Raw genomic sequence first — 12,386 nt, 5'->3', positions numbered from 1 at the left:
TTGTTCGATTGAAACCGTATTCAAGGCAAATACAAACCGGGGAATTCCGCTGTAATTATAGCTTGTATATACATGGTGGTCAACTCTAAGGAGATAAGTTTTCTCCTGCAGCAAAAAAGGCACCGGGCCATGGCCCGGCACCTACTCTATTCACCCTCATCACTTTCAATTTTCACCACATCCGACAGCTGTTCACTTACATCGTCTTTTTCCATATAGATGATGACGCTGTACTCTCCCAGTGCCTCAAAAGTGTGCTCCCCGTGATATTCTCCGGGAGCCGTCTCTTCAGCTTCAACTGAGCTTGTATGCCCTTCTGTATTAGTAATTTCAAAACGTACGTCTGCTTCCTCCCACGGCTCGTCTTCCCAGTTCACCTGTAATTTCACAACGGAAGGTTCACCGGCAGCAACACCTTCCTGAAGGCCGAAGGAGACGAACATTTCCGACGGAAGATCCGGAACCTGATCCGGGTTACGGTTTACGGTAAATCTGCCTACGATAATTTCGGATACGAGGGTGGTGCTGCGGTCTCCGTTTTTAACCCTTGGCTGCACGTAGTAATAGTTATCCTCTTCAAAGTGGTACATGCTTTCGTACATGCCGTCTCCCAGCGCTTCTGCCTCAAGCACGGCAGCTTCGGTACTCTGCCCGTGGCGCCATACTTCAAACATGACTTCCTCTGCAGTATCAAGAGGCTCACCACCCTGGGTAACCCGGATGAGAAGCGGTACTTCGGTTTCTGCATCCTGGCGTGACTCATATAGTACCTGTATATCAATTGGCGGCTCCCGTTCTTCGGCGGTGTTTTCCCGTTCGTTTAAGCACCCGGCCGAAAGCGAAGCGGCGATGACAATGATCGCGAGAAGCATAGCTTTTCGAAGCATTGTAATATTCCCCCAGACGCAGTTGCCTTCGCCGGAAAATCCTCAGCCTTTTTTAGCCGCCCAGCTGAAAGCATACCTGTTTTACTAAAGTTTACCCATGTTCTGCCTGCGCGACACATGATGGTACTATACAGGTCTTAAACTTTCTAAAGTACCTTTTGATGGTTACCCATTACATCAGGATTCTCTGCCTCAAAGTGATCAAGCAATGCACGCACCTCATCAGTTGACTCTGTACTCATCAATTGATTTCTTAATTCACTGGCTCCGCGGAATCCTTTGACATAAATCTTAAAAAATCGATGAAGAGCCTTGAACGAACGCAGCTCCAGCTCTGAATATTTATCGTAAAGATCCAGATGCAGCTTTAATAAATCAAGTAATTCCTGACTGCTGTGATCTCTCGGCTCCTTTTCAAAAGCAAATGGATTACTGAAGATACCACGGCCGATCATCACCCCGTCCACACCATATTTGCTGGCGAGTTCAAGGCCTGTCTGACGGTCGGGAATGTCCCCATTTATCGTTAATAGTGTATCCGGTGCTATCCGGTCACGAAGTTTTTTAATTTCCGGGATCAGCTCCCAGTGAGCATCCACTTTACTCATTTCCTCTCTTGTCCGCAGATGAATGGAGAGATTCACAATGTCCTGTTCCAATATGTGCGCCAGCCATTCCTTCCATTCGTCCACCTCTGTGTATCCGAGCCTCGTCTTTACACTGACGGGCAGCCCTCCTGCTTTTGCAGCTTGTATTAATTCTGCTGCAACCTCCGGACGGCGGATCAGGCCGCTCCCCTTTCCGTGCTGTGCGACATTAGGTACCGGGCAGCCCATGTTAATATCCAGACCGCGAAAGCCCTGTTCAGCCATCCCAATGCTCATTTCCCGAAAGTATTCAGGCTTATCACCCCAGATGTGAGCAACAATCGGCTGTTCATCCTCTGTATAAGTCAAACGCCCGCGCACACTTTTCTTTCCTTCCGGATGACAATAACTTTCCGAATTTGCAAACTCTGTAAAAAACACATCAGGCCTTGCCGCTTCACTCACGACATGCCGAAAAACAACATTTGTAACGTCTTCCATTGGTGCCAGTATAAAAAATGGGCGCGGTAACTCAGCCCAGAAATTATCTTTCATCATTCAAACTCAAATCCTTTCATTATGATGGGATTTCTGGATCCTCAATCCCAGCATTAAAACATAATGTCACTGTTTCTTTTACTCTTATACCATGCCTGAGCCCTTTTTATCAAACTGTTGGGGAATACCTTTAAAGTATCCGGACTTGCCGGAAGTTCGGACATAACTCACTCTCATATCAGAGAAATGTCCCAACTCGCCGGAAGTTCGGACATAACTCACTCTCATATCAGAGAAATGTCCCAACTTGCCGGAAGTTCGGACATAACTCACTTTCATATCAGAGAAATGTCCCAACTTGGCGGAAGTTCGGACATAACTCACTCTCATATCAGAGAAATGTCCCAACTCGCCGGAAGTTCGGACATAACTCACTCTCATATCAGAGAAATGTCCCAACTTGCCGGAAGTTCGGACATAACTCACTCTCATTTCAGAGAAATGACCGGACTTGGCAGGTGCATTCAGCAACAGGCATGAAAACAGCTCCAGGGAATGATCCCTGAAGCAGGTTAGTAGTCAACTACGACAGCTCGAATGACGCAACCGCCTCCACCTGGGCAGTCTGCGGGAACATGTCAACGGGCTGAAGCTTTTTAAGCCGATAGCCGCCCTTTACAAGTACGTTTGTATTTTTTGCAAGGGTGGAAGGGTTACAGGAAACGTATACGATACGTTTCGGATTAACGCGGCGAATTGTATCTAGCAGGGAATCGTCAAGTCCGCTGCGAGGTGGATCCACCACGAGTACGTCCGGCTTCCATCCTTCCTGATTCCATTTCGGGAGCCATGTTTCCGCTTTTCCGACCTCATAGACAGCGTGATCCACGCCAAGCCTGGCTGCATTTTTTCTGGCGTCTTCGATTGAAGCTTCGATCACGTCCATCCCGCGGATTTCCTTCGCTCCGTCTGCGAGCCAAAGTCCGATCGTTCCAACGCCGCAATACGCATCAGCGACTTTTTCCTTGCCTGTAAGGGCGGCTGCCTCCTTGGCAAGGTCGTACAGCTTTTTCGTCTGAACCGGATTGAGCTGGAAAAAGGCACGGGCTGACAGATCAAAGCTTAGATCCCCAAGCGTTTCCCGGATTTTTTCCTTCCCTGCAAGGACTCTCGTCTCGTCACCGAAAATAAGGGAGGTTTTTCGGCTGTTCACGTTGTGCACGACAGACTCCACGAATGGAAGCCGCTCCATAATCTTTTCGACCACAAGGTCTTCTTTCGGAAGCTTGTCCGTTGCGGTCACAAGCACCACCTGGACTTCTCCTGTTTCAAATCCGGCGCGCGTCACAATCGTGCGGATCACACCTGTCCGTTTTTTCTCGTTGTAAGCCGGAATGTTCAGATGCTCAAGAATTTCTTTTACCGTACGTGTCACTTCATCCGTTTTAGGATGCTGGACGATACACTCCTCAATGTCAATCAGGCGGTGGCTGTCGGTCTGATAAAGGCCGACAATCAGCTTATTATCAGCGTTCCCAGCCTGCATCTGGCTTTTGTTGCGGTAGCGCCACGGGTCCTCCATGCCAACCGTATCGGGAAACTCAATACGGTCGAGGCTGAGTTTTGTATAGCGCTCAAATGCCTGGCGCACCACGTCTTTCTTTTCGCGGAGCTGGCCCTCGTAGGATAGATGCTGAAGCTGGCAGCCGCCGCAGCGGTCGTAGTAGGGGCACGGTGCTTTTGTCCGATCAGGCGAAGCTTTCCTGATTTTCCGTACTCTTCCCTCGGCGAATTTCCGGTGCACCTTCGTAACTTCACATACGATTTCTTCGCCGGGTAAAGCGCCTTTTACAAAAACGACCTGGCGTTTAAAATAACCGACGCCCTCCCCGTCAATACCTAATCGTTTTATCGTAAGGGGGAAACGCTGCCCCGTTTTCATTGAGACCTGTGTCTGTTTATTCTTCTGGTTCTGCATTAATCGTTCTCCTCCATTCAGGACGGTCCGTTACCGAGACTGTTCCATAAGTAAAGCGTGGCGTAACTTCTGTAAGGGGCCCATTTTGCGGATGCTTCCTCCATGAACGGAACATCCGGTTTCTGGTCAAGCCCGTATTCTTTTTTTAACGCGTTCTGGACACCGATATCTCCGACTGGAAATAAGTTCGGACGGCCGAGTCCGAACATCATGAAATTTTCCGCTGTCCAGCGCCCGATTCCTCTTCTCTTTGTAAGGAGTGCTTCAATCTCTGCATCAGTGAGATGTGTGAACTCCTCCAGGCGGATCCCTTCTTCTATGATCCACCGGGCCGTATCAATGACATACTCGGCTTTGCGCTGGCTGAACTGCATTTCACGCAGCTCCTCCGGCTCAATCCGGCTCACACTTTCCGGGGAGGGGAAAAACCACAGGCCGTCTTTTTCTTCACCATAGCCGCGGACAAAGCGGTTCGTCAAGACAGCTGCAAAGGTCATGTTCAGCTGCTGATGAATGATCGTTTTAATAAGACTACCAAAAAGCTGGGCATCTCTGATAAAAGGAACAGCAAAACTTTGATTTACCGTTTCTTTAAGACCGTTTTCACTCAGATGAGCTGCAATTTTCCCAAGTGGTACGTCAAACTGCATCACCGCTGCTACATTCTGCATCAATGTTTGTTCATTTTCTGTGTAATCATCTGAGACTATGGTAAATTCAGGTTTTTCCGTCGATCCTGTCGCTTTAATCGTAACAGCTGCCGGTTTTTCTCCGGAGAGAATTCCGAGCCTTAACGTACGTGTTTCAGGATCCGGATCGGTCCATGGGTCCGGCGCGAGGCGTACGAGCGCCTGGTCAAAATTGTAAGGACCTTTCAGGGAAATCGTCTTCTGCACAGCTGCACCGCCTTTCTCTGCTCCTCACATAATACCACAACTGATGACTTCCTTAACTTGCCACACCGCAGAGACCCTCATGTCTGGTACACTCGTATTGTGAATAGTTAAGGCACTGTTTAAAGGCGAGTGCGGTCCAGCTTTTTGCAAAAGACAGAAAAATACAAATATATATACACACTATTTGAAACAGCTGTTTATTTTACATGAAAAAGAGCCAATGCAAAAGAGCAGGAGCCCGGCACGGACGAAAGTCACAGCCCCATAGAGGAAACAGGCCAATATAAAAGGGAGAGGTTTTTTGTGTCAATTGCAACAGATGTAGCATCACTTCAGATTATGGCCGACATTTACCAGAAGAAAAGCTCGAATCAGATTCTGCAGAAAACAGTAGACTGCCTCACCGAGCAGGTTACCTATATTGACTGGGCCGGTATTTATCATGCTGAACCGGATGAGGAACCGAATCTTCTGGCCGCCTCAAACGAAGAAACAGACATGAGCTGGGAAACGAATGCCGAGCTGAAATTTCCGATCGAAGACGCCGCCGGCAGCACTATTGGTGTCCTTGTGGTGAAAAGCCGCGAAGCAATCTGCTTTGACGTAACGGACGTTTCCACTCTTGAGGAAATTGCAGCCGGTCTGGCCGAAATTGTTTTTGCTAATTAATCAGGGTTACGAAAATTCCCCGGAAGCGCGCAGCGCCCGGGGGATTTTTGTATTTTTTAGCCAGTTTGTATGTGGGCTACTCGTTTTTTCCGTATCGCTCTTCTTCACGGCGAAAAGGGGTTACTTTATTTGCCACAGCAAGATGATCCAGACTTTTGAATTCATACCCCTTAGCGCGCAGGTCGTCGATTACTTTCGGAAGCGCTTCGGCGTTGTCACTTGAGACCGAATGAAGCAGCATCACTGCCCCAGGATGGATTCGCCTCATGATCGAGTCATACGCGTGCTGCCAGCCTTTCTGTCTGTTCACTTCCCAGTCAACATAGGCAAATGACCAGAACACGTTCGTGTAGCCGAATTGCTGGGAAAGTGCCAGGCTTTTTTCGCTGAACGTCCCCCGGGGAGGCCGGAGATACTGCATTTGGCTATCCCCGGTCACTTCAGTGTAGAGGTTTTTCAGGTTTTCAAGCTCCCGTTTCAGCCTCGCATCGTCCACTTCCGGAAGGCTTGGGTGGTGATAGGAATGGTTTCCGACAATATGCCCTTCCTCAACCATCCGCTTAATCAGCTCCCGCTCGGTATCCATGTAGTGGCCGGTTACAAAGAAGGCCGCTGGCACTTGCTTTTCCTTCAGCACGTCGAGCACTTTCTGTGTATAGCCGTTTTCATATCCGTTATCAAAGGTGAGGTAAATGTCCTTTTTGGAAGTATCACCGATATAAAAGCCGCCGTATTTTTCCAGCAGCTGTTCATAGTGAGGCTCAGTTGTTGGCGGTTCGTTATTTTCCTTCGGTTTGAAATTCCAGTTATACACCTGCGTACTGAAAGCAAACGCAGAATCTGCCATCAGCAGAAGCGTGATTAGCATCACAGCAGCTGCCGCGCACCAGCTTTTTCTATTCACCAGAACCGGCCCCTTTCTTCATTGCGATTGTTTGTATGTAGTATGAGCGCGGCCAGCCGGATTCATGCGCTTGGGCACCGCGGATCTATCGGATTTGATGGTGATCGCGGATATATTAGGATTTTCGCGGATAAATGCTGATTTTAGCGGATATACCTTGAATTTAGCGGATAAATCACAACTCTTGCGGATATCAACCAATGCCGCATCATCTTTCACGCCCCCAGCGCAGCGAGAGTTGCACAAAAAAGCGGCCCCTCCTTGAGAGACCGCTTGAATAACCCTTAATATACTTTTTCCTTATGCTTTGCCAGGCGCTCAAGGGAGCTGAGCTGCACGTCTTTGTGAAGGCTGTTGCCGTGGGAATCCATCGTGACAATCGCACGGAACCCTTCCACACGCAGATGCCACATCGCCTCAGGAATACCGAATTCCATCAGATCCACACCTTCGACTCCTTTAATACAGTCTGCGTAATACTGGGCCGCGCCGCCGATGGCGTTTAAATATACGCCCCCGTGCTCTTCAAGAGCTTTGAGCGTTTTCGGTCCCATGCCGCCTTTGCCGATGACTGCACGGATGCCGAACTTTTTCATAATATCACCCTGATACGGCTCTTCCCGGATACTCGTCGTCGGACCGGCGGCCTTCACGTGCCACTGGCCGTCACTGTCCTTGAGCATGACCGGACCGCAGTGATAGATCACCTGGCCATTTAGATCGATCGGTGCCTCGTTTTCCATCAGGTGATGGTGGATCGCGTCGCGCCCGGTGTGCATCATACCGTTAATAACAGCCACATCACCGACACGGAGCTCGCGGATCTGCTCTTCAGTGATTGGTGCCTCCAGCACCACTTCACGGGTTTCATTGGCACCCTCTTCAGCAGTGGCTGCCACTTCATCCTCAGGGAACGTCACTTTTTCCCCGTTTTTATAGAGCCACTCGCTGATTGCTCCGGTCTTCGGATCGAGCTTCACACCGAGACGGCGGAACGCCCAGCAGTTGTATGCCACCGACACGAAAAAGCTTGCGGGCAGACGGTTTCCTGCTCCGATTTTACAGCCGAGAAGCGTCGCCTCCCCGCCAAAGCCCATTGTCCCGATGCCGAGCGTGTTCGCTTTGTCCAGAATGTACGCTTCTAGATCAGCCAGTTTTTCGTTCGGGTTTACGTCATCGGTTTCCCGGAACAGCTGCTCTTTTGCAAGGGCATAGCTGGAGATCCGGTCGCCGCCAATGCCGACACCGATAAACCCGGCGCTGCATCCCTGGCCCTGTGCCTGGTAAACCGAATGGAGAATACACTTGCGGATGCCGTCAAGGTCCCGTCCGGCACGGCCTAAGCCTTCAATTTCCGCAGGCAGACTGTACTGAATGTTTTTATTTTCACAGCCGCCGCCTTTCATAATCAGGCGGGCGTCGATCTCGTCTTTTTCCCACTGTTCGAAATGAATGATCGGCGTACCTTCCCCGATATTGTCTCCGCTGTTTTCACCGGTAAGGGAATCCACCGAGTTCGGACGCAGCTTTCCGTCCTTTGTCGCCTGCTTAACCGCCTCATGAATGTCACGCTTCATCTTAATCTGGTTGGCACCGACCGGCACCTTGATCTCAAATGTAAGCATGCCTGTATCCTGACAGATCGGCAGCACATGCTCGTCTGCCATGCCGATATTCTTTGTAATCGTCGCCAGCGACAGGGCCGCAGTCGTCCCTGCATTCTCCTTCTGCTTTGCCCTCTCAATCTGCCTTCTTACGTCATGAGGCAGATTCGTCGATGTCTCTACGATCAGCTCGTACATACTCTTCTGAAAATCACTCACTGTCCAACACTCCCCGGTTCTCGTTGTCTATACATACGCTATTATACTATGAAACCCCTTTCACAAAAAAGGGGGGAATTCATGCCGCCGTGGGACATCACAGCGGGAATGTCCACTTCTTTATTCGAAAAAACAGGCACCGCCGCCGGGATCACGATTGATCCCGGAAGCGGTGCCTGCAGCAGTTTATATCAGTAAAGCACAGTGCTCGATTTCAGATCGTTTTCACGTTCGAGATGTGCCGTCTGGTTCACATAATGAAACTTCATAAGGCCGTTCTCGCGCCGCTCGATTTTCGTGACACCGGTATTGCCGATCATAAACGGGCGGTTCAGCATCGGCCAGTTCTCGCCGGCAATCAGATACATAAGATAAATACTGATGAATCCGCCGTGGGAAACGAGCGCCACTTGCTTTCCGCTGTAAGCAGCCGCGAGCTGCTCGGTTACGTATGCACAGCGTGCGGTAATGTCTTCTGTTAGTTCCGAACCTTCTATGCCGGATGTGAGAAGCGAGTCGGTTTTCAGATCCGGAAATGCCTTCTGCATCTCATCGCGCGTTTTTCCCTCAAGGGGGCCGAGGCCCACTTCGCGGATTTTATCCCAAGGAATCACGTCGAGAGGATGATGCTCTGCAATCGCGTCTGCCGTTTCTTTTGCGCGCCCAAGATCACTCGTGTATATGGCATCAAGATGGGTGTCGGCAAATGTCTCTCCGGCAAGCCGGGCCTGCGCTTTTCCAAGCTTTGAGAGAGAGAACTCCGCGTGGCCCTGGATGATCCCTTTCTCGTTTGCCTCTGACTGTCCGTGACGGATCAGGTAAAGGATCATGCGTCTTTTCCGTCCCAGTCCTGACGGTACTGCTTGGCCTTTCGCTCCAGATCGTCCAGCATGTCAATAATCCGGTCGATATCTTCCACTCCGGCTTCCTCCGGGTTGATATTATCGAGCATCGTCATCAGTAGTTCGATACGCTGGTGGAGGTATTTCATTTGTTCTTGTTTATCGTAAACAGGTCCGCCCATAAATATGGATCTCCTTTCGTGTTGCCAGTCTGTTTTTTCACTAAGCAATATTGTACCAGAGGCCCCTGCCTGTTCTCAACCGTATATCGACAAACTCTGGTGGTGACAGGCACCTGTGTCCCGCGGTATGATGGACGATGAAGGAGCGTAATAACATGAACAAATTTGAACCGATCACCCCTTCCCGTGATCCGTGGGAAGCTTATGAAGACATAAAGCAGTACGGCGGCATGCGTCTGACAAACGTGGAGCTTACCACCACGACCCTCTGCAACATGCGGTGTGAGCACTGTGCTGTCGGCTACACGCTGCAGGCAAAAGATCCGGATCCTCTTCCTCTCGATCTGCTTTTACGGCGTCTCGATGAAGTGAAAGATTTAAAGACCCTGAGCATTACCGGCGGTGAGCCGATGCTCAATATGAAATCAGTCAGGGAGTATGTGGTGCCCCTTCTCAAGTACGCACACGAACGGGGCGTACGTACGCAGATCAACTCGAACCTGACCCTGCCGTTAAAGCGTTACGAGCTGATCACCCCTTACTTAGACGTTTTACACATTTCACATAACTACGGCAGCGTGGCTGATTTCTCGGAAATCGGATTTGCGGTAATGGACAAAAAACCATCGATGGAACAGCGTGAGCGGTACTTTTATCAGATGGTCGAAAACAGCCGGGCGCTTACGTCCGATGGTGTGATCGTGTCAGCTGAAACGATGCTCAACAAGCGGACGCTGCCTCACCTGGAAAGCATTCACGATCAGATTGCGGAAATGGGCTGCCAGCGTCATGAAGTACACCCGATGTACCCATCCGATTTTGCGAGCGCGCTGGAGACTGCGAGTCTGCAGGACATCCGCGGCGGCATTCACCGTCTGCTCGATCATAAGCGGGACGGCATCTGGATGCTCTTTGGCACTTTGCCTTTTTATCCGTGTAATGATGATGCTGAAGATCTCGCTTTACTTGAACGTCTGTACGCTGCGAAGGACGTGACAGTCCGAAACGATCCCGACGGCCGTTCCCGTGTAAACCTGAATATTTTTGACGGGACGATTAACGTAACGGACTTTGCCGACGCACCGGCATTAGGTAATATCCAGGATACTACCCTTGAGGACGCCTATCGCACGTGGCGGGCAAGCACTCTCTCAAATTCTGTTGACTGTCACTGTCCTGCGGCGGAGTGCCTCGGGCCGAATATTCTCGTAAAGGACGCCTACTATAAAGAAATTGATTTTAAGACCCGGAGTGCACGGATTGCCAAAGCCGGTCTGCGTGTATAGCAGGAATCCAGGCACCGCATCGACGCGGTGCTTGTTTTTTTCGTCAATTATTGTAAAATTTAGAAATGTAAGTATCAGGTTTTTATTAATAACTTGAGGATGATTGCCCATGTTAACCAGACTATCTTTAAAACATGCCGACACGTCACGGGTTGCGCCATTTCTGATTGCAGGTGCGATGATTATCGGCCTGTCTGCATTTCTTTTACCGTTTATTGCGGTGATGGTGCTTCAGGATATGCTCTACTTTTCAAGAGACCACTGGATATTCCTTCGCCCAACGGCCGCCTACATTTTTTTCGGAGCCGGTATGCTCTGGATGGCGGCAGTATTACTGTCTGCCCTGTTTACGAAAATGTGGGCTGACCGAAAGGACCGGACTTACAATCTGACCACTGTTCATCTGCTTCTCTTTCTGCTTGCAGGACCGTTTTTCGTGTTCTCGGTTATGCACTATACGTACCTCGATGACAGTGGCGCTCATACGAATCCTCTTTTTGCTGCCGGTGAAACGACGGTGATGTGGGACGATGTGACAGAGGTGGTCCGGGAAATTGATCCGGCTAATAATGAAATTCTGTCCTACACGTTCCGTGACAGCGAGGATGCGATTACGCTCCCGTTCGGGCAGAACAGTAGTGAGCTGCGCGGGATCGTGCGAAACGTTGTGAACGGCTATGAGCTTGAAGTGACAGAAGTGGAGAGAGAAAGGTAGGATTGGTGCGGGGAGATCGGAATATCGTAGGAGCGGCCTGCACCGTGGAGCGTGGGGCGGGCGACCATACTTGACTTGGGAAATCGTCAGAAAATCTTGGGAAATCGACAGTCAATGTTGGGAAATCGATCGTCGCTGAACAGATATCGACGAAGCGACATAATTCGACACCCTCCTCCTCATATGAGCGAAAAAACACCCCCGGATAGCAGCAGCGCCGTCCGGGGGTGTTTCCTGTTTATTTCGGCTGAGGTGAAGTAATAAATTTGAAGTCGAGGTAGTCCTGAATCGGAATCCAGGCGCCGATTCCCTGCTGGGTCACGTTTTTTACTTCGAGCCAGCGCTTATCGCCTTTCATGCGCAGGTACACTTCACCGTACGTCACTTTTCCCTTTTCGTTCACCGCAGGGACGTACGCGTACAGGTAGCCGACATTTTGGGTCGGGATGTTGTACGTGCGCTCCGCTTTTGTTCCGTAACCGATCACGGTCTGGAAGCTGAGCGGCAGCTTCGTTTTCTCCGCAGCTTCAAGCATCATCATTTTCTGCACCATATCGGCATTAGCGATGTCGGCAGTCAGGCCGCCTCTGATTTTCTTCTGCTGCTCCTGATTGAACGACAGCGGTTTGACCGTTGTTCCGCCGCGGTTATCAGAGTAGTTCGTGTTCACTTTTTCAAACTCCCAGTTCACCGTCGTTTCATCGCTGTCGTACGCGAGCGGCCACTGGCCGAGATAAATGGAGACGTTCATGCCGAGAGCAAGTTTCGAGCCTTTAATCGTGGACTCGTTGAACATTTTAATCAGGTCAGGATTGGCGATTTCAATGTCGGTAGTATCGAGCAGCTCTGTTGCCAGGTCACTCGGGTGAAGCCGCGGAAGATCCTGCGTCGGATTTGGATACGTATTTTCCTTGGAGATGCTCATAGCCGAGTCCGGAATCAGTTTTTCCTCCTGTTTTGCAGGCGGCTGTTCAGCACTGCCGTTATCCTCCCCTTCCGCAAAAGCGTACGAAGTAAAGCTTAGTAAACCAATAAGAATCGCAAGAGATAGCATAATCAGTCGTTTCATGGTGTCCTCCTTTGAAATCGGTGCGTACCTGTAGTTTTTCAAAGGAAAAT

12 protein-coding genes are annotated in these 12,386 nt (G+C 50.1%); 3 read left to right on the top strand and 9 right to left on the bottom strand.

Annotation, left to right across the window (positions count from 1 at the left end):
• Positions 1-146: 146 nt before the first annotated feature.
• The 4 genes from CR205_RS14635 to CR205_RS14620 all read right to left on the bottom strand — a co-directional run bounded on the left by CR205_RS14635 (position 147) and on the right by CR205_RS14620 (position 4,846).
• Complete coding sequence (locus CR205_RS14635) at positions 147-887, bottom strand: FixH family protein (RefSeq protein ID WP_110520843.1); 741 nt, start codon at positions 885-887, stop codon at positions 147-149.
• 146 nt (positions 888-1,033) lie between these two features.
• The gene (locus tag CR205_RS14630) at positions 1,034-2,029 is read right to left on the bottom strand and encodes a tRNA dihydrouridine synthase (RefSeq protein WP_110520980.1); all 996 of its coding nucleotides are present in this window, start codon (positions 2,027-2,029) and stop codon (positions 1,034-1,036) included.
• A 526-nt stretch (positions 2,030-2,555) separates the two neighbouring features.
• Positions 2,556-3,950 (bottom strand): 23S rRNA (uracil(1939)-C(5))-methyltransferase RlmD, encoded by a 1,395-nt coding sequence (gene rlmD / locus CR205_RS14625; protein ID WP_110520842.1) that lies wholly within the window; start codon positions 3,948-3,950, stop codon positions 2,556-2,558.
• A 17-nt stretch (positions 3,951-3,967) separates the two neighbouring features.
• Positions 3,968-4,846, bottom strand: a complete 879-nt coding sequence (locus CR205_RS14620) for a DNA-3-methyladenine glycosylase family protein (protein ID WP_110520841.1) — start codon at positions 4,844-4,846, stop codon at positions 3,968-3,970.
• 303 nt (positions 4,847-5,149) lie between these two features.
• On the opposite strand from CR205_RS14620, the gene CR205_RS14615 reads away from it, so the two are divergent.
• Positions 5,150-5,515, top strand: coding sequence for a GAF domain-containing protein (locus CR205_RS14615; RefSeq protein ID WP_110520840.1), 366 nt, complete (start codon positions 5,150-5,152; stop codon positions 5,513-5,515).
• 76 nt (positions 5,516-5,591) lie between these two features.
• On the opposite strand, the gene pdaA is transcribed toward CR205_RS14615, so the two are convergent.
• The 4 genes from pdaA to CR205_RS14590 form a co-directional block, all read right to left on the bottom strand.
• Positions 5,592-6,383 carry a delta-lactam-biosynthetic de-N-acetylase gene (gene pdaA, locus CR205_RS14610; RefSeq protein ID WP_110520979.1) on the bottom strand — a complete coding sequence of 264 codons (792 nt, stop codon included), beginning with the start codon at positions 6,381-6,383 and terminating at the stop codon, positions 5,592-5,594.
• 320 nt (positions 6,384-6,703) lie between these two features.
• Positions 6,704-8,221 (bottom strand): fumarate hydratase, encoded by a 1,518-nt coding sequence (locus CR205_RS14600; protein ID WP_328587733.1) that lies wholly within the window; start codon positions 8,219-8,221, stop codon positions 6,704-6,706.
• A gap of 212 nt (positions 8,222-8,433) precedes the next feature.
• Positions 8,434-9,072: a histidine phosphatase family protein gene (locus CR205_RS14595; RefSeq protein WP_110520837.1), complete on the bottom strand. Its 639-nt coding sequence runs from the start codon at positions 9,070-9,072 to the stop codon at positions 8,434-8,436.
• Positions 9,069-9,266 (bottom strand): SE1561 family protein, encoded by a 198-nt coding sequence (locus tag CR205_RS14590; RefSeq protein WP_110520836.1) that lies wholly within the window; start codon positions 9,264-9,266, stop codon positions 9,069-9,071. The genes CR205_RS14595 and CR205_RS14590 overlap by 4 nt, the downstream gene beginning before the upstream one ends.
• A 155-nt stretch (positions 9,267-9,421) precedes the next feature.
• Here CR205_RS14590 and yfkAB point away from each other — a divergent pair, with 155 nt between their 5' ends.
• On the top strand, positions 9,422-10,552 hold the full coding sequence (gene yfkAB / locus CR205_RS14585) for a radical SAM/CxCxxxxC motif protein YfkAB (RefSeq protein ID WP_201745384.1): 1,131 nt from the start codon (positions 9,422-9,424) through the stop codon (positions 10,550-10,552).
• 109 nt (positions 10,553-10,661) lie between these two features.
• Positions 10,662-11,267 carry a hypothetical protein gene (locus CR205_RS14580; RefSeq protein WP_110520834.1) on the top strand — a complete coding sequence of 202 codons (606 nt, stop codon included), beginning with the start codon at positions 10,662-10,664 and terminating at the stop codon, positions 11,265-11,267.
• A 238-nt stretch (positions 11,268-11,505) separates the two neighbouring features.
• Here CR205_RS14580 and CR205_RS14575 read toward each other — a convergent pair whose 3' ends face one another.
• Positions 11,506-12,336: a YfkD famly protein gene (locus CR205_RS14575; protein ID WP_110520833.1), complete on the bottom strand. Its 831-nt coding sequence runs from the start codon at positions 12,334-12,336 to the stop codon at positions 11,506-11,508.
• Positions 12,337-12,386 lie beyond the last annotated feature (50 nt).

The sequence above is a fragment of the Alteribacter lacisalsi genome (assembly GCF_003226345.1).
Classification (GTDB): domain Bacteria; phylum Bacillota; class Bacilli; order Bacillales; family Salisediminibacteriaceae; genus Alteribacter; species Alteribacter lacisalsi.
Note: the sequence above shows the minus strand (reverse complement) of the source record. Positions and strands in the feature narration are given on the sequence as shown.

Coding starts and splice junctions, on each gene's coding strand:
- CR205_RS14590 (WP_110520836.1), bottom strand. CDS start 9,266: ATGGGCGGACCTGTTTACGATAAACAAGAACAAATGAAATACCTCCAC.
- CR205_RS14630 (WP_110520980.1), bottom strand. CDS start 2,029: ATGAAAGATAATTTCTGGGCTGAGTTACCGCGCCCATTTTTTATACTG.
- CR205_RS14575 (WP_110520833.1), bottom strand. CDS start 12,336: ATGAAACGACTGATTATGCTATCTCTTGCGATTCTTATTGGTTTACTA.
- CR205_RS14600 (WP_328587733.1), bottom strand. CDS start 8,221: ATGTACGAGCTGATCGTAGAGACATCGACGAATCTGCCTCATGACGTA.
- CR205_RS14635 (WP_110520843.1), bottom strand. CDS start 887: ATGCTTCGAAAAGCTATGCTTCTCGCGATCATTGTCATCGCCGCTTCG.
- CR205_RS14580 (WP_110520834.1), top strand. CDS start 10,662: ATGTTAACCAGACTATCTTTAAAACATGCCGACACGTCACGGGTTGCG.
- rlmD (WP_110520842.1), bottom strand. CDS start 3,950: ATGCAGAACCAGAAGAATAAACAGACACAGGTCTCAATGAAAACGGGG.
- pdaA (WP_110520979.1), bottom strand. CDS start 6,383: ATGCTAATCACGCTTCTGCTGATGGCAGATTCTGCGTTTGCTTTCAGT.
- CR205_RS14595 (WP_110520837.1), bottom strand. CDS start 9,072: ATGATCCTTTACCTGATCCGTCACGGACAGTCAGAGGCAAACGAGAAA.
- yfkAB (WP_201745384.1), top strand. CDS start 9,422: ATGAACAAATTTGAACCGATCACCCCTTCCCGTGATCCGTGGGAAGCT.